Consider the following 20,473-nt stretch of genomic DNA (forward strand, 5'->3'; position numbering starts at 1 on the left):
GCTGCCCGTGGGCGGCCTCGATCAGGTCGAGCGCCGCCGACACCTCGGCGGCGGCGCTGTCGAGCGGGCAGAAGACGTGCCCGTCGTTGAGCTGGATGGCCCGCACCCTGGACAGGCCGCCGAGCACGCCCGACAGCTCGCCCCTGTACATGCCGCCGAGTTCGGCCAGGCGCAGCGGCAGGTCCCGGTGGCTGCGCGGCCTGGCGGCGAACATCAGCGCGTGGTGCGGGCACAGGCTGGGCCGCAGCACGAACCGCTCCCCGCCGACCTCCATCGGCGGGAACATGTCGTCGCTGTAGTGCGCCCAGTGGCCCGACCTCTCGTACAGCTCGCGCTTGCCGAGCACGGGCGAGTTGACGTGCAGGTAGCCGTTGCGGCGTTCCAGTTCGTGGACGAAGTCTTCGAGCGCCTTGCGCACCGCGGCTCCCGCGGGCAGCCAGAAGGGCAGGCCCGAGCCGATCAGCGGATGGGTGTCGAACAGGTCGAGCTCGCGGCCGAGCCTGCGATGGTCGTTCATGATGGAGCCCTCCGGAACCTTTCGGAAAACGAGGGCGAACGACCAGCGATCCCCGGGCGTTCGCCCGGGGAGCATGGAAATCAGCGCGCCGGGAACGGATCCGGCGTCGTCGTGACGAAGACGAAAGCGCGCTGCATGAAGGTCATCCTAGCCCGGCGTTGACGATCCTGGTCGTCGACCGGCCGGGAATCATCTCCAGCTCCCAGCAGTGGGCGCCCAGCAGGGCCGCGGCCGCGCACCTGCCGCCCGCGTGGGGATCGCCCGCCGTGTGCGCGAGCGCGCCGGGCCGCATCGGGGCCAGCAGGTCGATGTAGTCTTCGGGGCCGTGCGCCTCGGGCGGGCCGCTCACGATGAACACCCCCGACACCGAGCGCAGCTCCGCCAGCACCTCGGCCCGCTCGGCGGCCGAGTTGAGCGGCCTGCTCGGGCCCTTCCACGCGCGCACGCGCGGGTCGTCCTCCACGCCGACGACCAGCGGCAGGCCGCGCTCGGCCACCGACCGCAGGTAGCGGACGTGGCCCACGTGCAGGATGTCGAAGACGCCCGTCACGATCGCCGCGCCATGCTGCTCGTACGGCTGCACCCAGACGGCCTCGAGGCTGCTCACGCCCAGGTTCCCCTTCCAGTCGCCTCATCCGATCGCAGCGTACTCGGTCGGCCGCCCTGGCTTACCGGAGGTCTGCAGAAAGGCTCGGCCTTCAGGGCGCGGGTGGCACATGCGGCGTTTCCCAAGGGGACGATGGCAATGCGGAGGCCGGGGATGAATGCGGTCCCCGGCAGGGGATGGCCCGCCGGTAGGCGGGGCAGCCCGGTGCGCGTAGCGCGGAGCCGGAGCGGTCACGTTGGTCGGCGCGCTGTTGTTCGATGTAGGCGTTGATGATGGTCAAAGGAACTCGCGCAGTTCGGCCTCGAAGCTGTCGCACACCTCGACCATGATTCTTCGCAGCGGCGGGCGCAGGCTCGTCGTTGAACACGCTTCCGCGGTATGTGGTCACGATGACCAGATGGGCATGCATCACGGAAACCGCGTGCCTGCCGTTCCGGTATTCGTCTGACGGTGTCGTAGAGCAGGCGATAGCGTGTTCGAGCCGGTGGGACGTCAGTGTCGCGAGGGGGTGGTGTTCGGTGAAGCTGCGCTACAACTACCGGCTCTACCCGGACGCGCCCCAGCGGGAGTTGCTGGCCCGGACGTTCGGGTGCGTCCGCGCCGTGTGGAACGACGCGCTCGCCCGGCGCAAAGCCGCGTGGAAGGCCGACCGGACCCGGATCAGCGGCACGGAGTTGCAGAAGATCTGCATCACCGCCGCGAAACGGACCGCCGAGCGGGAATGGCTCGGGCAGGTGTCCCCGGTGCCGTTGCAGCAGTCGCTACGAGACCTGGACGTGGCGTACAAGAACTTCTTCGACTCGGTGTCGGGCAAGCGGAAAGGCCCGAAAATGGGCCTGCCCGCGTTCAAGTCCCGCCACGATCACCGGCAGTCGGCCCGATTCAACACCAACGCCTTCAAAGTGCGAGACAACGGCACTTTGTATCTTGCGAAGATCGGCGAGATCGAGGTCCGGTGGTCGCGCGAACTGCCCGCTCCCCCCTCCAGCGTGACGGTCATCAAAGACGCGGCGGGCAGATACTTCGCCTCCTTCGTCATCGAACTCGACGACGACGCCCACACGCTCCCGCAAGCGGACGCCGAGGCCGGGATCGATCTCGGCCTGACCCACTACGCGGTCACCTCCGACGGCGAGAAGATCGCGAACCCGAAGTGGTTGCGCCGCCGGGAACGCAAGCTCAAGAAACTCCAGCGTGCCCTGTCACGCAAGAAGAAGGGGAGCGCCAACCGAGCCAAGGCCCGGATCAAGGTCGCCGGTCAGCACACCAAGGTCGCCGACGCCCGCCGAGACTTCCTGCACCAAACCAGCACCACACTGCTCCGTGATAATCAAGCGGTGCATGTGGAAGGTCTGGCCGTGCGGGGCCTGGCGCGGGGCATGCTCGCCAAGTCCGTGAACGACGCCTCCTGGGGCGCGTTCCTGCGGCTGCTGGAAGGCAAGGCCGTCCGGTACGGGCGCGAGTTCATCCAGATCGGCCGCTGGTATCCGTCCTCGCAGCTGTGTCCGTGCTGCGGCTGGAAGATTGGGAAGCTCGCGCTGGATGTCCGCGAGTGGGACTGTCAATCGTGTGGCGAGCACCATGACCGTGACATCGCCGCCGCGCTCAACATTCTCGTCGAAGGCATTCGCCTGAGGTCTCTGTACGACGTGGCCGCCGGGCTGGCGGACACCCGAAACGACTGTGAAGGGCAGGTAAGACCAGGGAAGGCGATCCCGCCCCTGGCACCGCCCGAAACCTCCGTCGCGCAAGCGGCGTAGAAGCAGCAGTAAACACCCTGCCGTGAGGCGGGAGAATCCCCGTCATTCATGGCGGGGAGAAGTCAAGATCCGCCTGCCGGTGCAGAGGAAACGCCATGATTCTCACCAAGCTGGGGTACGCGGCCAGGGCCCTGCTGTACGCGCTGATCGGACTCGTGGCGCTGCAGGTGGCCTTCGGAGAGGGCGGCGACGCCGACAAGAGCGGCGCGATCCACATCGTGGCCGCGCAGCCCTTCAGGTCCGTGGTGCTGTGGATCATGACGGCGGGTGTCCTCATCGGGCAGGCGGCGATCACCTACGATCCCGACAGGGCGGTCGGTATCGACGGCGCGCTCAAGTCCCTCGCCGATACTCCCGCGGGCCCGTGGCTGCTGGTGGCGGTGGCCGTGGGGCTGGTGTTGTTCGCGGTGTACTGCCTGGCCGAGGCGCGATGGCACCGGACCTGATCCGGTTCCACGCGGCAAGAGCATTCCTACCTTTTCGTGACCCCTCCTGCCCGCCGGGAGCCGCGTCCTTACAAGGTCGCCGCAGCCGGGGAGGTCGCCGTGGAAGCGCCGGAGTACGACAGTTGGACCCTGCCAGGAGCACCCGACCAGGTCGCCAGGGCTCGCCGCCTGGTGACCGCCGCCCTCGGACCCGGACACCCGCTGCACGACGACAGCGTGCTGCTGACCAGCGAGCTGGTCACCAACGCGGTCGTGCACTCCGCCTCACGCGACGGCGGCACCTTCACCCTCACCGTGTGGTCCACCGGGTCGAGGGTGCGCGTCTACGTCGAGGACGGCGGCTCCGACGGGCCGCCGTGCGCATGCCGTACCGCCTCGCCGACCGCGCAGAGCGGGCGCGGCCTGCCGCTGCTGGAGGCGCTCAGCCACCGGTGGGGCTACAGCAGGGAGAACGGCGTCAACACCGTCTGGTTCGAGCTGCTCCTGGTCACCGTGCCCGCGGGCTGGGCGGCGGCGGGCGTCTAGAGGTCGATCATGCACAGGCCCTCGGCGAGGGCCTTGGTGGTGACCCTGGTACGGCTGTCGCAGCCCAGCTTGGCGAAGATGTGCTCCAGGTGGGTGGTGACCGTACGGACGCTCAGGACGAGGGCGGCGGCGATCTGCGGGTTGGAGTCGCCGGCCGCCACCCTGGTCAGGACCTGCACCTCCCGCCCCGTCAGCTCGTACGGCAGGCAGCAGGCCCGCTCGGCCACCACCGCGCCCTGCAGCGCCCCGTGCGAGCCGACGCCGGCGCGCAGCACCCGCACCTCCCGCCACTGGCCGCCCGCGTCCTGCCACAGGCCGCGCCTGCTCAGCTCCCGCGAGTCGAGGAAGGCCCTGGCGTAGGCGGCCATCGCGGGGTCGGCCGCCACCACCTCCGACCTGGCCGCGCCCGCCACGTCGCGCACCACGCCGCCGCGGTCGAAGGCGACGGCGGCGAACCCGCTCGGCACCCCCACCGGGTCGATCACGCACCTGGTCAGGTCGGTGACGTGGGCCAGCGTCGGCGAGAGCGCCGCCATGACCGTCCGCGCGTGCGCGGGGAAGAGGGGCGCCGACAGGTGCAACTGTCCCGTGTAGCGGCCCTCGGCCAGCAGCAGCGGCGTCGTCAGCCCCTGCCGCCAGCGGTAGGCGGCCAGGTGCCCGGCGTCCATCGGGTACGGCTCGCCTGCGCCCGGCCGCGGCTCGCGCACGGCGGGCACGATGTCCAGGCCCTCGGAGATCAGGCTGCGGTGCCGGCCGGTGACCGGGTCGAAGGCGACGAACTCGTAGGCGTCCAGCGGGATCACCCGGCGTAACGCCCGCATCGCGCCGTGCGCCCCCTTACGGCCCGCCACCTGGAACCCCACCTCGGCGCAGGCGCTCAGCGTGATCTGATCCACCGCGCCATCATGTCGCATCGCCGCGGCTGCCTGTCGAGCCGGAATTGCCTTCGCTGTCCGGGGCGTGGCAGGTTGGACGACCATGAACGGGTCCAGGATGGCCGGTTGGGTGACCGAGGTGTTCGCCCCGCAGGTGCTGGTGATCGCCATGCCCCCCGCCGTCGGCCTGCTCGCCCAGGGCTGGCCGGGCGCCGTCTGGGGCCTGCTCGCCTCCGCCCTGTGCGGCGGCGTGCCGGCCACCGTCATCGCCGTCGGCGTCCGCAAGGGACGGCTCGACTCCCGCCACCTGGTCGACCGGGCCCGCCGTACGGGGCCGCTGCTGGCCGCCGTGGGAGCGGTGCTCGTCGCGCTGGTCCTGCTGGCCGGGCTGGGCGCCCCCACCCTGCTGGTCGCCACCGTCACCGCGATGCTGGCCGCCCTCGCGGTGACCGTCCCGGTGACGCTGCGGTGGAAGATCTCCTTCCACGCCGCGGTGTCGGCGGGCACCGTGGTGGTCCTGGCGCACGTCCTGCCGCCCGTCCCGACCGCGCTGGTGGGCGGGGCCCTGGTGGGGCTGGTGTGCTGGGCCCGCGTCCGCCTGGCCCACCACACTCCCGCCCAGGTGATCGCGGGCACGCTCGTGGGCGTCGCCACCACCTGGGGCACCCTCACCGCCTTCGGCGTGTGACGTTAGGCAAGCTCGAGCACCAGGAGTCCAGCAGACAGGCCGACGGCTAGCCCACCGGGCACTTCACAGATCGCGTGCACCTCGTGCTGGACGGGTATGACCCTGAGCAACGCACCCGACGTGGGCTCCCACAAACGAACCGTCCGGTCGGAACTCCCGGTGGCAATCGCTCTGCCAGCCTGCGTGGTGACAACGCACGTCGCCGTAACCGCTGACGCGTGGCCGATCAGCGAGATGGGTGAGAATTCCGGTGCCGGGCCGCGCAATTCGATCTCGCAATCATGGCTGATCGCGAAGAAGGTCTGGTCGGCGATCGTGAGCGGCCAGATGGCCGACACGTCCGCCCGTAGCCTCAGAACACTCCGTGGCCGACCAGTGTCAAGGTCCCAGAACCGAAGGGATCCATCGATGCTGCCGCTGGCGAGCAATGGCCCGTCGTCATCGACTACGGCGGCGAGGGAGGTCACACGGTCACTGTGCGCCTTAAGTTCGTGTCGCAGAGTTCCGGAATAGGGATTCCAGAGGCGGACGCGACCGTCGTAGCTTCCTGCGGCCAAAAGCGGAACACCCTTGAAGATGATCTGGGTGAGGGCCGTGACATCGAACGCGCCGGCTCTCAGCGTCTTGAGGCATTCCCCCACCGGGTCCCAGAGACGCACATAGCCGTTGGAGCTTCCGGTCCCCAGGAAGTGCCGGAAGCCGTCATGGAAGGGGGCAGTCGCGGTGATACGGCCGCCAGAGGGTTCGACCAGGGTAGCGCCCACCTCACCGGTAACGGTACTACGCAGGCGGACACCAGTGCAGGAAACCGTAGCCAGAGAGGAACGGTCAGCTGCGAAGCCCACGCACAGGCCGGTCACCTCCTCGGGCTCGGCATCTGTTTGCCGATCGTGCTGGTCCGGACTCCACAGGCGGACGGACCGGTCGGCTCCGGCACTGGCGACCAGGACCCGGTCATCGAGCGGAACAGGGCAGAGGGCGGCGACTCGGTCGGTGTGGCCAGAGATGGTCTGCACGCGGGCACCGCTGCTTGGATCCAGCAGGTGTACCTTGCGATCCTCGCACCCGGCGGCAAGAAGAGGCCCTTCTTCTGTGTGAACCCAGCACAGCGAAATTGCTGCGTCTGGCTCAAAGATGCCCCGTTTCTTCGTGCCATCGAGTGGGTTCCATATCGTGATCTTCTTGTCGGTGCCCGCGGTGGCCAACCAGACTCGTTCACCCTCAGAGAAGGCGCAGATGGCGTTCACATGGCTCTGGCCAGCGCACTCGCTCACCAACTGCCCTGATATCGGATCCCAGACGCGTGTCCGGCCGTCTGACCCACCTGCCGCGATCAGGGCGCTGCCCGTGTGGACGAACGCGCACGTCGCCGTGACCCAGCCTCTGCCAAGCTCTCCCGTCTGGCGCTCTGCCACCGGATCCCAGAGCGCGACGCTGTCGTAGCAGCCGACGACGAGACGAGTGACGCCAGCCGAGAGGTATGCGCAGATAGAGGTGATCCAACCTCTCTGCGGACGGAGGGTTCGGACGACGGCCCCGCTGCTCGGATCCCAAACACGGATCACATTGTCTTCGCCGCCGGTGGCGAGGAGGTCATATTCGCCGATGCGAACAGCACAGGCAGCGCTGATCTGGTCATGATGTCCGGCCAGTTCCCGAAGATGGGTTCCTGTTATCGGATCCCACAGCTGGATCCGTCCATCCGTACCCGCCGCGGCGAGGAGCAGTCCGATTTCGGATTGGAGAGTACACACGGTGGCGATCTCTCCGCCATGTCCGGCGAGCACCGCGTCGACCACGCGAGGTTGAGCACTCGCCCACCTGGCCCTGAACGGTGCCGCCGTCGGGAGATTTCTGAACGTGTCGCCCAGCCGGTCCAACGTTTCTGTGATGCTGAACATCGCCTGGCGTTCGCCAGGGGATGCGCTGATCGCCTGAGGGGTGAGGCGAAGGAGACGCCTTCGGTCGGCCATGTCCATCGCAGGCGAGGCCACCGCGCGCCAGCGGGGCAAGATCGCCCGCTGGGTGATCTCCGGGGGCGGGGCATGTCGTATCGCATGGAGCATGGGAAGCAGTTCGGCATGCAGCAGGAAGTCGTGATCGCCGAGCAGAGTGTCAACAAGACCGACGTGTTGCGCGTGCGGGGCCAACGAGCGCAGGAGGTAGTCCGGTGCGCTGGCCCAGCCGACGCGCTTTCCGTAGGCAATAAACGCACGTGTGATCGCCAACTCGTCTTGTGGCGTAGGGCGGAGGGCCTCATCGAGGGCTTGATGGAACAAGCGATAGCCGTTGTTCGATTCGACGAGGAAGTTGGCCGCGGAGGAGTGCGCGAATCGGGATAGCTCATGAAGGGCGGGTGCCTTGTCGAAGTCGTAGAGCGTCCGTACGGCTTCGAGCCAGAGCTCCAGGGTGATCCCAGGGGCCCGAGCGAAAGCGAGGGCCGTGAACAACTGCTTGGCGGACAGACCTGCCACGGGGGGTATACGAGCCAGGTGCTCGTGCAATGCCTCGTCGACCGTAGGACTGAACGAGAGATCCTCGGGATCCATGGGCTCGCTGTCATAGAGTCCATGCACTCGGGCCACGAGACCTGCGATCAGGAAGTTCTTGTCGGCTTCTTCTGCGATCTTGTTTGCCAGGCTGCGTGCCGCGTCATCGTCGTGGTAGGGGTTGCTCGGCCGCTCATCACCCTGCAATTGGAGAGTGGCCAAGGCGTAGTCGACCAGGTCTTGATGGTGATAGTGCAGGGGTTTGTCGAGATCGATGATCTCTGTCGCCGTCCCGAACAGACTGAGAAGATCGCGGCGCGTGCCCACCAGCACCTTGATCCCTAGAGAGGCTTGCGCGACAGGCAAGATAACGTCTGTGATGATGTTCCGCGCCTCGGCCGGTGTCGCGGCTTCGTCGAGCGCATCGACAACGATATTGAGATTCTTCTGCGGTCTTTCCGACAGCCGATCTCGGAGCGCCGGGACCAGTTCATCGACTCGGCGGAATCGCCCGACGCCTGCGGCCCTACCGATCTCGTTCGCAACGTCGATCGCGGACTTCGACTTGGCGTGCACCGCGCACGCCACCGAGCCGGCGGGTGCCTTGACCACATCGTCCTCGTCAGGCAGCTCTTCGCGAAGCACTGGATCTGCGGTCGTGACCACCCTGCCGAGGACGGCCGACTTGCCCGCACCTGGTGAGCCCGTGACGATGAGCACGTGATTGTCGGGCGAGGAGCCGCCCAACCAGCCGGTGATCCTTTGGAGCGCTCTCTTTCGGCCGCGGAAGCGGTTACCCCGCTCGTCATCCCTGCTGACGCCCCGGGCGCGTGGCCGCCAGTGACGATCGCCTTCGATGTCTTCAGTCAGCGCCCATCCCCAGGAGGCCATAGCGAGCTCGCCTGCCTGCTCGGCGCGGAACATGGTGGCGAGCAGGCCGAGCTTCTCCTCTGGAAGGATGCGGTCGGCCTCGTACAGTGTGAGCGCCCGGCCGTCTCCTTGGCGTTTCTGACCGATCAAGCCGACTACGGCGTCGTGCGCATCGGACCACAACCCGGCGCCGCTGAAGCCGTGTTCAAGCTGATATCGCGAGTCAGTGTGCAAGGTCACCCAGCCGTATCCTGCTTCGGCGCCGACCAGCCCGGAGGCCTGGGTCGCCAGTGGGTCCCCCTCGGGGAATCCGTACGCGACCCACCTGACGTCCTTGAGAACGACGTCTTTGACGCACCTCAACGCCGCCGGCCTCACATCTGGCGGTAGATCGGCGTCGAGTTCGAGGACCGCGATATCTTCAACGCTGGATCCGCTTCGCCTCTGGATACCGACGACACGGCCGGTGAAATCTCGGGCGTCGATGGAAAATGGAACTTTCACCCAGTAGGGGCCAGTTCCTGCCACTACGTGTGCGCAAGTCAGCACTCGTCGGGTGCTGATGACGACCGCGGAACCGATGGGGCTGGGATTCCCCTGTCCGAGCAATACGGTTGCCACCCAGGTCCTGCTGGTAGGACCTGGGCTGCTCATGGCACTTCGCCGGGTTTCCAGGTAAGGGTGACTTCGAAATTGCCCTCTGTGGCCGTTTTGGCCACAAGCCAGTTCGCCGTGCCGCTGACTTTCACACCGAATGTGACCTGCACCTCTGCGGGCCGTGACTCCTTGATCTTCTCTAGGACAACCCTGGCAGCCTGTACGGCGGGTTCCACGGCCTCGCGGATCGTGCCAAGGACCTGATCAGAGCTGGCGTCTTGGAATCGAGTGGGCGGATCGATCTCGAACGCCACTGTTGTCGACTCATCCACCCGGTAGTGCACGACGTTCGTCACGGAATGAGTCTAGGAGTTGATCTTTTACGTAAGGTCATGTTTCGGCATTTAGAAAGACTTGCCCCACGGAACGCGGCCGCGATGACGACGGGCGGGCGTCGTCATCGCGGGGTCCCGGCGGCGGTCAGGTCGTGACGGGTTGTGTGGCGGCGGGGGCGGTCTGCTCGTGGCGCGAGCGGACCGCCGCGTCGGCCATGCCCGCATGGCTGGTCAGGACGTGCTCGATCGGGAGGGCGTAGACGCTTTCGGCCAGGCTGTTCTCGACGCGGTCGGCGAGGAACAGGTAGTCGTCGGCGTTCAGGTGGCCGAGGTCGCCGGTGCGGACCCAGCCGTCGCGCAGCGTTCTGCCTGTGCGGGCCGGATCGCCGACGTACCCGGTCATGAGCTGCGGCGAGCGTACCCACACCTCGCCGATCTCGCCGACCCGCAGCGCGCGGCCCTCCAGGTCGCGCACGCACACCTCCACGCCCGCGACGGGCCGTCCCACCGAGGTCACCCGGTCGGGGCGCAGGTGGTCCAGCGGCGGCAGGGCGGTGACGAGACCGGCCTCGGCGAGCCCGTAGCACTGCATCGCCACGGGCCCGAGCCCCATGACGACCTCCCTGCCCCGGGCCGGCACCGCGGCGGCGCCGCCGTACAGGACCAGCCGCAGGCTGCCGGGTCCGGCGCCGAGCTCGACGGGGCCCAGCCTGGCGGCCAGGTCGTAGAGCTCGGCCGGCCGTCCCGCCAGCGCCTGCGTGATGCCCTCCCTGGCGATCACCTCGTGTTCGCGGCCCACCTCGGCCGCGTCCACCAGGATCGCGGTGCCGCCCGTCGCCAGTGTCCACAGCGCGAACTGGCTGGGCAGATACCGGCCCGGGGCCACGAGGAAGCGCCACGGCTCGGCCGACAGCATCGCCCGCGCCGCCGCCAGGTGCGCGGCCTCGGCCCGGCGGCTGTAGGCGACGGCCTTGGCGCCGCCGGTCGTGCCGTTGGTGAACGCCACCGCCGACAGCGCGTCGGGCGGCATCTCGGGGGGGCCGACCAGGCCGCCGTGCGGCGTGGAGAACAGGTCGGTGTCGAGCCGGTGGACGACCGGCACCGGGTAGGCGTCGAGCAGCAGGTCGGCGTCGTCCTGGCGGCACGGCTCGTGCAGAAGGACCGCGGTGCCGAGCGTGCGCATGGCCGAGACCGCGGCCCCGATCGGCACGCCCGGCAGCAGGTGGACGATCGGGCAGCCGAGCGCGAGCGTCACCAGCCAGGCGACGGTGCTCTCCGGCTGCCGGCCCGACATGCAGGCGATCGTGTCGCCTGGCCGTACCCCGTGGGCCCGCAGCGCGGCCGCCGCGGCGGTCACCATGTCCAGCACGTCGTCGCCGGTCAGCCGCCGCCGCCCGCACACCAGCACCTCACGCGAGCCGGCCGCGCGCACCCCCGCGAACACGCTGTGGGCCAGGCTCATCCCGCCCTCCTTCCAAGGATCACCGGCAGCGTCCTGGTGCTGTTGCCCAGCACCGTGCCCAGTGGCCGCCAGGCGTCGTCCCTGTCGGCCGGCCTGATGTCGGGGAACGCCTCGAACAGCGCGGCCAGCGCCACCTCGCCCTCCAGCCTGGCCAGCGGCGCGCCCAGGCAGAAGTGCGGCCCGTGCCCGAACGACAGGTGCGTGGGCGTGGGTTCGGTCACGTCGAAGCGCTGCGCCCGCTCCCCGTAGCGGTCGGGGTCGCGGCCCGCGGAGGCGAAGCAGCCGATGACGGCCTCGCCCTTACGCACCCGCACCCCGTCGATCTCCAGATCCCGTACGGCATAGCGCATCGGGAAGTGCGCGATCGGCGAGTCCCACCGCATCGTCTCCTCGACCACCGCGCTCCACGGCATCTCCCGCGAGCGGACCAGGGCCAGCTGCTCCGGATGGGTCAGCATGACCCGTGTGGCGTTGGTGATGAGGTTGACGGTCGTCACATGCCCCGCGATGAACAGCAGCTCGACCGTGTCGCGGACCTCCGATCGGGTCAGCCGGTCGTCGCCGTCGTGCTCGGAGGCGGCGATCAGGTCGGTGATCAGATCCTCGCCAGGTGTGGCGCGCCGCAGCTCGATCATCTCGTCGACCAGCTTGTACAGCTGCCGCCGGGCCTCGGTGACGTCGTCGGGAGTGTCACCCACTCTGGCGGCCACGTCGGTCAGCTCGTGCAGCTCCTCCCGTATCGACTCGGGCACGCCCATCAGCTCGGAGATGACGTCGCGCGGGATCGGATAGGCGTACTCCAGCCGCAGGTCGACAGGCCCAGGCGGCATGGCCGCCAGCCGGTCGAGCTGGGCGGCGGCGAACGCGGCGATCCTCGGGCGAAGCTCCTGCACCCTGCGCGGTGTGAACGACTTGGACACCGGCGCGCGCAGCCGGTGGTGCTTCGCGCCCTCCGCGTTCAGCATGGACGTGTCGGCCGCCAGCCTGGTGACCGCGGTGTCGGGCGGCGCCGCGGCCCTGGCCGCCGGATCCCAGTGACTGATGTCCCTGGACAGGTCGGGATGGGTGAGGACGGCGGCCAGCGTCTCGTACCGGGTGGCCGCCCACGCGCGCACCCCCTCGACCTCCACCGGGATCAGCGCGCCCGCCTCCCGCAGCCGCACGTTGTCGGCGTGCACGTCGGGAGTGGCGGGATCGAGGATGAATCGGGCATTGTCGGTATCCATGATCACCCCACTCGTTCTGGCCTCGCGGACAGCGCGGCCGGGTCGAGCCCGGAGTCTTTTCCGAGGTAGAGGTCGCGGACCAGCTCACCCGCCGCGGGCGCGTTGCACAGGCCATGGCCGGAGAAGCCCGCCGCGTACAGGAACGCGGGCGGCCCCGGCAGGTGGCCGATGAACGCGGTGCGGTCCGGGCTGGCGTCGCGGACGCCGGTGACCGCGGTGTACAGGCCCGACCCGGCCAGGCTCGGGTAGACGAAGCCGAGCTGGGCGGCCACCCGCCGCCGCCAGCCAGCCCTGTCGGGCCCCGGGTAGCCCATGCCGATCAGCAGGCCGTCGCCGCGCAGCCGTACCAGCAGGCCGCTGGCCGCGTGCAGGGTGATCGGGATGTCCGGCATGGGAGGCAGCGGATCGGTCGTGAGCAGTTCCTGGACGATCGGCTCGGTGAGCGGCAGCTCCACCCCCGCCGAGCGGGCCAGCGGGGCCGACCAGGCGCCGGCGGCGCACACGACGGCGTCGGCGGTGACCGCGCCGTCGGTGGTCTCCACCCTGCCGGCGTCGGCGTCGATGGACGTGACGAGGACGCCGGTGCGCAGCCGCGCGCCCGCCTGCCTGGCCGCCTGCGCGTAGCCGCCGACGATCGCCGCGGTGTCGGAGACGTAGGCCTCGGCCGACCAGGCCGCCGCCAGCAGCGGCAGCTCGGGGCCGATGAGCGGGTTGAGCCGCCTGGCCTGGTCGGCGTCGATCAGCTCGACGCCGACCCCCGCCGCCCGCTGGGCGGGCAGGTCGGCCTCGAAGGCGGACACCTGGTCCTGTTCGGTGAACAGGACCAGGTAGCCGACCCGCCGCAGCGGCAGCTCGACGCCCGGCCGTACGGCGAAGTCGCGATAGGCGGCAAGGCTGCGGACGGCCAGCGCCGAACTCACCGGATTGCCGGCGAAGTAGGCGCGCACGACGTCCGCCGTGGCCCGCGACGCGCCCGATCCGAGCGCGTCGCGTTCGAGCAGCACGGTGCCGACCCCGGCCTCGGCCAGGTGGTAGGCGATCGACAGGCCGATCACCCCTCCGCCGACGACCACGACCTGCGCGTGAGCGGTCATGCGACGCTCACACGGCGCAGGTGGTCACCCAGCTGCCACGGGAACAGGTGCAGGTTCCAGCCGCCGAGGCAGTTGACGTAGAGCGTCATGTGCGACATGAGCGCGACGAGGTCGTCGCGGTCGATCGCGTCGACGCGGTCGAGGACGCGCTGGGTGAAGGCCCACAGCTTCTCCAGGCCGCAGTAGCCGAGGAACTCGCCGGGAGTGGCGAGCAGCAGGCGCGCCATGTGGCGCAGGGCATCCAGCGGCATGCCCTCGTAGGCGGCGCGGACCAGGCCGCCGTAGTTGGCGTAGCCCAGCGGACGGGTCTCGCCGTTGACGAACAGCAGCGTCGTCAGGACCGTGTCGAAGCTGCCCGCCCGCGAGGCGATGCGGCCTTCGTGCAGGTCGACGAGCTCCTGTGGTGCTTCCAGCCAGATCGACTGGGTTTCGGCGTGCAGGTCGCCGATGAGCGCGTCGGTGTCCGGGTCGGCGGCGCTGAGGCGGGGCAGGCTGTGCCCGCTGACCTCGCCCGCGCGGCGCACCTCGGCGACGACGGGCTTCTTGGTCGTGTACACCGCCTCCCACACCGCGTGGCCCGCCTCGACGAGCGAGTCGAGGTCGTCGGGCAGGATCCTGCCGATCGGGGTGGCGGGCATCGGCTCGGTGAGCTCGCCGTACTTGATGCCGAGGTGCTGCAGGCGCGAGGCGAAGATCGTGCCGTCGGGCTCGAAGCGCCGGTCCTCGACCTTGTAGGTGGCCGCTTGGTGGAGCAGTTCGTGGACGGGGGCGACGTGGTAGAGATGCCGGCCCGCAACCAGGGCGTGACCCTGCAGGCTGCGGTACGGCAGCGCGTCCCACAGGCTTTGCGCGAGAGCGGCGTTGCGCTCGTCGAGCTCGGCGGTGACCGTGATGCCTAGACCGGGCCAGCCGATTTCTACGCGTTTCTGATTAGTCACAATATGTGATGCTAGCACCACGTTTAGTAGCCATACAGCCCTAATGTCCGATTTGACGGCGAGCTGACCGTCCCCAGGCTCAGGCGCGGGCGAGCAGAAGACGGGTCAGGACACGGGTGCCGAACTCCAGACCCTCCACCGGCACGCGCTCGTCCTTGCCGTGGAACATGCCGAAGTAGTCGAGGTCCGGCCGCAACATCAGCGGCGCGAAGCCGTACCCCTTGATGCCGATCCGCGCGAAGGACTTCGCGTCGGTGCCCCCGCTCATCACGTACGGCACCGGCCGCGCCCCCGGGTCCTCGGCCACCAGCGCGGCCCCCATCTCGTCGAAGAACGCCGACGGGTAGGGGGCGGCGGGCGCGTCCTCCAGATTGACGAACTCGCGGGTGACCTTCGGCCCGAGCAGCTCGTCGATCGTGGACAGGAACTCCTCCTGCAACCCCGGCAGGTAGCGGCCGTCGACGTGGGCCGAGGCCGTCGACGGCACGACGTTGACCTTGTAGCCGGCCGACAGCATCGTCGGGTTGGCCGAGTTGCGGATCTGCCCCTTGAACAGGCTGCCGAGCGGGCCGAGCCGGGCCGCCTCCTCGTCCAGGCGGTCGAGGTCGATCGCCTGGCCGGTGATCTCCGACAGGGCCTTGATGAGCGCGGCGACCGACGGCGTCAGCCGTACCGGCCACTGGTAGGAGGCGACGCGCGACAGCGCGTGCACCAGCGTGGCCACCGGGTTGTCGACCGCCGGCCTGGAGCCGTGGCCCGCGACGCCGTGGGCGGTCAGCTCCATCCACGAGGTGCCGCGCTCGCCGACCGCGATCGGGTAGACCCGCACGTCGCCCGAGCTCACGCTGAACCCGCCGGACTCGCTGATCGCCTCGGTGACGCCGTCGAACAGCTCGCGGTGCTCGGTGACGGCGTGGCGGGAGCCGTAGTCGCCGGTCGCCTCCTCGTCGGCCAGGAACGCCAGCACCAGGTCGCGCTTGGGGCGCACCCCCCGGGCCTGGAGATCGAGCACGGTGGCGATCGTCATCGCGCACGAGCCCTTCATGTCGACCGCGCCCCTGCCGTACACGCAGTCGTCGGCGATCTCGCCGGAGAACGGGTGCATCTTCCACTCGGCCGGGTCGGCGGGAACCACGTCGAGGTGGCCGTGGATGAGCAGCGCGTCGGGCGAGTCGCCCGCCACGCGGGCCACGACCGTGGTGCGCCGCGGCGCCGACTCGAAGACGACGGGCTCCAGGCCCGCGTCGGCCAGCAGCGTGGCGACGTACTCGGCGGCCGGGCGCTCGCCCGAACCCGGATTGGTGGTGTCGAACCTGATCAGGTCGGAACAGATCTCGGCGACGCTCTTCACATCATCCCCACAAGGAAATCGATTCTGGCAGGAGGCGACGACAGTTTCCGGCCCGCCTCACCCGTCACGCGGCAGCCACGCCCGCCGCCCGCCGTACTCCACTCCAACCCCATTCGCCGCGATGACCCTCATGGATCACCAATTGCCGTCGGATGGGGGAAGGGGGACCTCCGGCGGGTGCAGGACGTAGACGATCCCCGCGCTGCCCGAGCCGCGCAGCCAGACGGTCTCGAAGGCCGCCCGCGGATAGACCCGCCGGACGCCCTCGGTCGCGGGATCGTTGGCGATCACGTCGCCGGCCTCGGTGAACCCGATGACGACCATGATGTGGCCGGTCGTGGAATAGCCGGCGCCCGGCAGCTCGTGCTCCTTGAACGACTGCGAGGTGATCACCGGGATGCCCGCGGCGACGAGCCGCTCCAGCTCCGCCAGCGACCGCAGCCGCGTCACGAACCCCTCCAGGCCGTAGCGGCCCGCGTAGGCCACGCCGAACGGCCAGTTGCCGCAGCCCTGGTAGCTGTGGTCGTACATGTCGCGGGCCGCATGGTCGACGGCCGGGCACGGATCGGCCGGATCGACCCACGCCAGCTCCTCGGCCGACGGGCCTCTGCCCCAGAAGCCGAGCACCATCGTCACCGAGGAGGGGCTGCACCAGGACGCGCCGCCGCCGTCCCACTCCGGGTAGTGGCCCGCGTGCGCCTTCTGCGACAGCGGCGGCACGGACAGCTCGATCCCGCTCGCCACGCCAGGAGGCGTCCGCCGTACCGGGCCGGGCGCGCCTGAGGCCATCACGCTGAGGGAGCCGACGCCGGCGCCCGTGCCGTACAGGGTGACCCGCACCTGGTAGGCGACCAGCGGACGCTTGGCGACCAGGGTGTCGACGGCCACGTCGCCGTCCTCGTCACCCTGACCCGGCAGTGACGTGCGGCGGATGTCGGCGGCGCTCTCCGCCCACCTGCCCATGACGTACCAGCGGGTGCGGCGGCCCTCGGCGGTCCTGCCGCGCAGCTCGACCTCCAGCCAGCTGCCCGCCGGAGTCCTGGCCGTCCACGACGGCACCAGCTGGGTCGCGGGGAAGCCCGTCTCGACCTCCGGGCTCGTCCACGTGGCGCAGTCCCAGACGCCCGTGCTCCTGCCGAACGGGTCGTGATAACCGCGAGAGCCGCGCGCGGCGGGCGCGACGACGGGGAAGACGGCACGGGAGATCACCTGGCCGATTGTGGAGGAGGGCCAGGTGAGGCGCATCGGAAGGTTTACGTAACTCGCGGTTTTGTCGGGGACGATCTCTATCGTCCCCGGCATGACGACAGCGGTGCAGGCGTACTCCTACGCCGGTCCCTCCACCCTCGCCCACGGCCGGCTGGGCCTTTCCACCTCCGGCGGAAGGGCGCTGGCCGGCCCCCAGACCCATCCCAGGTTCTTCAGCGGCCTGCTCACCCAGGCCGCGCCGGCCGCCGCCGCGCTGCTGGCGGTGGCCGACGTCGCCATGGCCGCCCGGCGCAAGGGCGCCAGCGAATTCGCCCGTACGGCCCGCGACCTCCACCACCTCCTTGAGGGAGCCGCGTGATGTCCGCAGGGGACGGTACGGCCCGCGACCTCGACCCGCTTCCTCGTGGGAGCCGAGCGATGACCGCAGAGGACCTCCACCATCTCCCCGAAGGAACCGCGTGATGATCGCAGGGGACAGCACGACCGGCGACCTCCACCATCTCCCCGAAGGAGCCACGCGTTGAGCGCATGGGACACCGTGCGGCGGCACATCGAGCGCCAGGACGCCGCCGCTGTCGCGGCCCTGGTCGTGAAGCTGGACCGCGACGACAGGCGGGCGATCGCGGCGGAACTGCCCGGATATCTGAGCGGCCTGCGCGCCCACGCCCTCGTGGAGGAGTGGGCCACGCCGCTGCGAGTCGCGGGCGCGGGGACGATCGGCGGGGCGGCAGGGGTGGCGTCATGGTTGCACCGGCGCGACCTCGCCCCTCAGTGGGGGCTGCACCACGACACGGAGTTGCTGCTCGACGTGTTGTCGTGGCGCAGCACCCCGTGGCTGGAGGACCTGGCGACCAGGGCCGCCCTCCGGATCCGCGACGCCGACGATCCCGGCGTGCCGCTGGCGCTCGCCCTGCTGCGGCGTACGGGGGTGACGCCACCCGCGCACGATCCGCTGGTGGTGGCGTGGGTGGCCGAGAACGTCACGCACAGCGCCGCCGCACTGGCCGCCGATCCGCTGCTGGGAGCACTCCTGCCGAGGCTGTTCGAGGCCGAGGGCGTTGGCCGCCGCCTTCAACACGTCAAACTCGCCCCCGTCTCCCCACCGAAACCCATTCCAGGGGCGACCCCAGCGAACGCCGTTCCTCCAGGGAGCGCCGACCCTGCAGCGAACGCCGTTCTCCCCGCGAACCCTGCTCGTCCGACGGGCCACACACCTCCGGCCAGCGCCGCCACCGCACGGCCATCCACCCGGCCTGACGCGGCCTCCCCTCCGTGGGGCGCCGCGCTCGGTGCCACGTCCTCCGGCGGCCTGTCTCGTGGCGGGTCCTCTCCTGGGAGCGTTCAACGGCCGACCGGGAGATCTGGGGTAGGCGGGGGTACGTCGGTCGGGACACTCGGAGGTGGCGCGGTCGGCGTCGGGTCGTCTGGCGTGCCCGTGTCGATGGAGGAGCTCGGGGAAGGCGCTGCGGTCGACGCCGGGTTGTCGGGCGGGGGCGCGGGGGAGGGGTGGCTGGACGGGTTTCGTGACCTGGCGGCGGCAACCCCTGACACCCGGCGCCTCCTGCTCGACGGGTGCGTCAGCCGCTTCCTGCGCGGCGGCGCCCCTCAGGACCTGCGCTTCTTCGCCCGCCTCCACGAGGCGCTCGCCCCGTCGTCCGGCGAGGTCGAGCCCTGCCTGCGCGACTATCTCCGGCTGCTGCCCTCCGCCGCGGCACCGGCCGCCAAGGTGGCGCTCACCCGCCTGCGCGCCGCCGAGCCCGACCCGGCCACCGTCACCGAGGCGCTGGAGGCGGTGCTGTTCAGGGCGGAGAGCGGCCTGGTCAGGAGCGGGCTGACCTGGCTCGACCAGACGCTGAGGCACGCGAAGGACCGGGCCGACGAGCTGGTCCCCTCGCTGGCCATGGCGCTGGGCCACCGGTCGCGGGCCGTACAGGAACACGCGACGCGGGTGGCGCTCAAGCACGCCCCGCGCTTCAGCCCGCTCGCCGCCGAGACGATCAGAACGGCGGGCGAACTCCTCCCGCCGTCGCTGTCGGCCCGCCTGGCGGAGGGGTACGGCGGCGAGGTCGTGCCGCAGGAGCCGTTCACACCGGCGGGGCTGCCGCCGCTGCCCGTGCCGGACGACTTCCCCGACATCCCCGCCACGCCCAAGGCGCTCGCCGCCACCTTCCACCGGTCCGGGTGGGCCGCGGCCGAACGGTTCATGGCCGGGTTCGTACGGCTGGCCGCGAGCGACAGGGCGGGACTGCAAGCGGCGCTGGAGAGCGTGGTGACGCTCGACGACAGGTACACCGGCTCGCTGCCCGAGACCACGCTGTGGTTCCACGACCTGGCCGTCGAGCTCGTCAGGCCGCGCCGCGTCCTCAAGCGGCGACGGCCCTGGCTGACCGAGCCCGCCTCCGCCGCCGCGCCTCCGTTCGCGCTGGCGCTACGGCGGTGCGCGGAGATCCACGAGGCGCTGCGGACCGGCACGCTGCCGCCGCTGCTGCTGGCGACGCCGACCAGGTCCGACGGGCGCCTGGACCCGTGGGTGTTCCTCGACCGGCTGGAGGCGGTGGGCGAGCCGCTGCCGGCCGACTTCCAGCAGGCGCTGCTGAGGCTGCCCAGGCGGATCCCGGCAGAGGCGGTCGAGCGGGCCTCCGGGCTCACCTCGGCGGCAGGCCGTACGGCGGCGGCATGGCTGACAGGCGGGGGCCTGGCCGACCCGGTCTCCACGGTGACCACGGTGGTCGCCGAAAACCGCCTGTACTGGAACGACCCGGCGCACCAGATCGTGAGCTCGCTGGAGGGGACGCCGACAGGGCTGGCCGAGATCGACGCGCTGGCCAGGGGCACCTGGCACGACGCCCTCGTCGTCGGAGCGATGGACTGGTGGCCGGGCATGCTGCCCTCGCACCGGGAGGTGCTGGCGGCCCACCTCGTCCCCCGGCTGTCGTCGCGATGGGCGGTCACGCCTGCGCGGTGGCTGGAGGCGATCGTACGCGCCGACGGTCCCGCGGGTCCCGCCACGGCCCTCCTGGTCGCCCGAGCACTGGTGGACCCGCAGAGCAGGGACGAGGCGGTGAGCGCGCTGCGGCGGCTGGCCGCGGCGGGCGCGGTGCCGTCGGCGGCACTGGCGCGGCGGCTGAAGGAGCTGGTCGGCGAGCGGGAGGCGTCGTTGAAGGCAGTGGCCGACGTGCTGGAGTTGGCGGCGCGGAAGGGGGCGCACGTTCAGGTGTGGGAGGTGTTCGCCGAACTGGTTCCGCTGCTGCTGCCCGCCGCGGGCGCTCGGCCCATGGCGGGGCTCGCCTACCTGGTCGAGCGGGCGGGGCTGGTGGCGGGCTGGGCGGGGGCGCGTGGAGAGGTCCGCGGGTTGGCGGCGGTGGCGGCGGGGCGGGGGTCGAGCCGGTTCGTCACTGAAGCCCGCCGCCTGCACACCATCCTGACCGCCTGAACCCGTTCGATCCCCGGCCCCCTGAAGGCCACCATCCCCGGGAGCCGGGAG

Annotated in this window: 17 protein-coding genes and 1 pseudogene; 7 read left to right on the top strand and 11 right to left on the bottom strand. The window is 70.4% G+C overall.

The genetic code is table 11. The annotated features are described in order from the left end of the window. Positions 1 to 22 precede the first annotated feature (22 nt). A pseudogene (locus ACFXJ8_RS23165) lies at positions 23 to 286 on the bottom strand (aminoacyl--tRNA ligase-related protein); the annotation flags it as partial. Between the two features lie 21 nt (positions 287 to 307). Here ACFXJ8_RS23165 and ACFXJ8_RS23170 point away from each other — a divergent pair. Beyond that, positions 308 to 679 carry a hypothetical protein gene (locus ACFXJ8_RS23170; protein ID WP_379646008.1) on the top strand — a complete coding sequence of 124 codons (372 nt, stop codon included), beginning with the start codon at positions 308 to 310 and terminating at the stop codon, positions 677 to 679. Here ACFXJ8_RS23170 and ACFXJ8_RS23175 read toward each other — a convergent pair. Further along, positions 660 to 1,124: an adenylyltransferase/cytidyltransferase family protein gene (locus ACFXJ8_RS23175; protein ID WP_379646009.1), complete on the bottom strand. Its 465-nt coding sequence runs from the start codon at positions 1,122 to 1,124 to the stop codon at positions 660 to 662. The two genes, ACFXJ8_RS23170 and ACFXJ8_RS23175, sit on opposite strands and share 20 nt — an antisense overlap. Before the next feature lie 518 nt (positions 1,125 to 1,642). Here ACFXJ8_RS23175 and ACFXJ8_RS23180 point away from each other — a divergent pair. The 3 genes from ACFXJ8_RS23180 (at position 1,643) to ACFXJ8_RS23190 (ending at position 3,855) form a co-directional block, all read left to right on the top strand. After that, positions 1,643 to 2,884, top strand: a complete 1,242-nt coding sequence (locus tag ACFXJ8_RS23180) for an RNA-guided endonuclease InsQ/TnpB family protein (protein ID WP_379646010.1) — start codon at positions 1,643 to 1,645, stop codon at positions 2,882 to 2,884. Between the two features lie 95 nt (positions 2,885 to 2,979). Further along, positions 2,980 to 3,330, top strand: a complete 351-nt coding sequence (locus ACFXJ8_RS23185) for a DUF1206 domain-containing protein (protein ID WP_379646011.1) — start codon at positions 2,980 to 2,982, stop codon at positions 3,328 to 3,330. A 99-nt stretch (positions 3,331 to 3,429) separates the two neighbouring features. Next, entirely contained in the window at positions 3,430 to 3,855 is a 426-nt protein-coding gene (locus tag ACFXJ8_RS23190; RefSeq protein WP_379646012.1) for an ATP-binding protein, read from the top strand. On the opposite strand, the gene ACFXJ8_RS23195 is transcribed toward ACFXJ8_RS23190, so the two are convergent. Beyond that, positions 3,852 to 4,751 (bottom strand): response regulator transcription factor, encoded by a 900-nt coding sequence (locus ACFXJ8_RS23195; RefSeq protein ID WP_379646013.1) that lies wholly within the window; start codon positions 4,749 to 4,751, stop codon positions 3,852 to 3,854. The genes ACFXJ8_RS23190 and ACFXJ8_RS23195 overlap by 4 nt on opposite strands. 82 nt (positions 4,752 to 4,833) lie before the next feature. Here ACFXJ8_RS23195 and ACFXJ8_RS23200 point away from each other — a divergent pair, with 82 nt between their 5' ends. Further along, the gene (locus ACFXJ8_RS23200) at positions 4,834 to 5,418 is read left to right on the top strand and encodes a hypothetical protein (RefSeq protein WP_379646014.1); all 585 of its coding nucleotides are present in this window, start codon (positions 4,834 to 4,836) and stop codon (positions 5,416 to 5,418) included. 2 nt (positions 5,419 to 5,420) lie between these two features. Here the strand turns inward: ACFXJ8_RS23200 and ACFXJ8_RS23205 are convergent, their stop codons facing one another. The 8 genes from ACFXJ8_RS23205 to ACFXJ8_RS23240 all read right to left on the bottom strand — a co-directional run bounded on the left by ACFXJ8_RS23205 (position 5,421) and on the right by ACFXJ8_RS23240 (position 16,989). Continuing rightward, the gene (locus ACFXJ8_RS23205) at positions 5,421 to 9,431 is read right to left on the bottom strand and encodes a trypsin-like peptidase domain-containing protein (RefSeq protein WP_379646015.1); all 4,011 of its coding nucleotides are present in this window, start codon (positions 9,429 to 9,431) and stop codon (positions 5,421 to 5,423) included. Further along, entirely contained in the window at positions 9,428 to 9,730 is a 303-nt protein-coding gene (locus tag ACFXJ8_RS23210; RefSeq protein ID WP_379646016.1) for a CU044_2847 family protein, read from the bottom strand. Before ACFXJ8_RS23210 ends, ACFXJ8_RS23205 begins: the two co-directional genes overlap by 4 nt. A gap of 124 nt (positions 9,731 to 9,854) precedes the next feature. Then, positions 9,855 to 11,171 carry a class I adenylate-forming enzyme family protein gene (locus ACFXJ8_RS23215; protein WP_379646017.1) on the bottom strand — a complete coding sequence of 439 codons (1,317 nt, stop codon included), beginning with the start codon at positions 11,169 to 11,171 and terminating at the stop codon, positions 9,855 to 9,857. After that, positions 11,168 to 12,397 carry a cytochrome P450 gene (locus tag ACFXJ8_RS23220; RefSeq protein ID WP_379646018.1) on the bottom strand — a complete coding sequence of 410 codons (1,230 nt, stop codon included), beginning with the start codon at positions 12,395 to 12,397 and terminating at the stop codon, positions 11,168 to 11,170. The genes ACFXJ8_RS23215 and ACFXJ8_RS23220 overlap by 4 nt, the downstream gene beginning before the upstream one ends. Before the next feature lie 2 nt (positions 12,398 to 12,399). Then, a complete protein-coding gene (locus ACFXJ8_RS23225) occupies positions 12,400 to 13,491 on the bottom strand; it encodes an NAD(P)/FAD-dependent oxidoreductase (RefSeq protein WP_379646019.1) in 1,092 nt (363 codons plus the stop codon). After that, complete coding sequence (locus ACFXJ8_RS23230) at positions 13,488 to 14,429, bottom strand: hypothetical protein (protein WP_379646020.1); 942 nt, start codon at positions 14,427 to 14,429, stop codon at positions 13,488 to 13,490. The genes ACFXJ8_RS23225 and ACFXJ8_RS23230 overlap by 4 nt, the downstream gene beginning before the upstream one ends. Before the next feature lie 79 nt (positions 14,430 to 14,508). After that, complete coding sequence (locus ACFXJ8_RS23235) at positions 14,509 to 15,780, bottom strand: M20/M25/M40 family metallo-hydrolase (protein WP_379646021.1); 1,272 nt, start codon at positions 15,778 to 15,780, stop codon at positions 14,509 to 14,511. Positions 15,781 to 15,915: 135 nt separating this feature from the next. Then, positions 15,916 to 16,989 (bottom strand): C39 family peptidase, encoded by a 1,074-nt coding sequence (locus tag ACFXJ8_RS23240; protein WP_379646022.1) that lies wholly within the window; start codon positions 16,987 to 16,989, stop codon positions 15,916 to 15,918. 91 nt (positions 16,990 to 17,080) lie between these two features. Between ACFXJ8_RS23240 and ACFXJ8_RS23245 the strand changes: the two genes are divergently transcribed. Beyond that, on the top strand, positions 17,081 to 17,347 hold the full coding sequence (locus ACFXJ8_RS23245; RefSeq protein ID WP_379646023.1) for a hypothetical protein: 267 nt from the start codon (positions 17,081 to 17,083) through the stop codon (positions 17,345 to 17,347). A gap of 162 nt (positions 17,348 to 17,509) precedes the next feature. Continuing rightward, a complete protein-coding gene (locus tag ACFXJ8_RS23250) occupies positions 17,510 to 20,422 on the top strand; it encodes a hypothetical protein (RefSeq protein WP_379646024.1) in 2,913 nt (970 codons plus the stop codon). The last annotated feature ends 51 nt before the right edge of the window (positions 20,423 to 20,473 follow it).

The organism is Nonomuraea sp. NPDC059194, assembly GCF_042754765.1.
GTDB lineage: Bacteria > Actinomycetota > Actinomycetes > Streptosporangiales > Streptosporangiaceae > Nonomuraea.

Bases quoted from the DNA above. Each gene is read 5' to 3' on its own strand.
- ACFXJ8_RS23185 (WP_379646011.1), top strand. From the start codon at position 2,980: ATGATTCTCACCAAGCTGGGGTACGCGGCCAGGGCCCTGCTGTACGCG.
- ACFXJ8_RS23200 (WP_379646014.1), top strand. From the start codon at position 4,834: ATGAACGGGTCCAGGATGGCCGGTTGGGTGACCGAGGTGTTCGCCCCG.
- ACFXJ8_RS23205 (WP_379646015.1), bottom strand. From the start codon at position 9,431: ATGAGCAGCCCAGGTCCTACCAGCAGGACCTGGGTGGCAACCGTATTG.
- ACFXJ8_RS23215 (WP_379646017.1), bottom strand. From the start codon at position 11,171: ATGAGCCTGGCCCACAGCGTGTTCGCGGGGGTGCGCGCGGCCGGCTCG.
- ACFXJ8_RS23220 (WP_379646018.1), bottom strand. From the start codon at position 12,397: ATGGATACCGACAATGCCCGATTCATCCTCGATCCCGCCACTCCCGAC.
- ACFXJ8_RS23225 (WP_379646019.1), bottom strand. From the start codon at position 13,491: ATGACCGCTCACGCGCAGGTCGTGGTCGTCGGCGGAGGGGTGATCGGC.
- ACFXJ8_RS23245 (WP_379646023.1), top strand. From the start codon at position 17,081: ATGACGACAGCGGTGCAGGCGTACTCCTACGCCGGTCCCTCCACCCTC.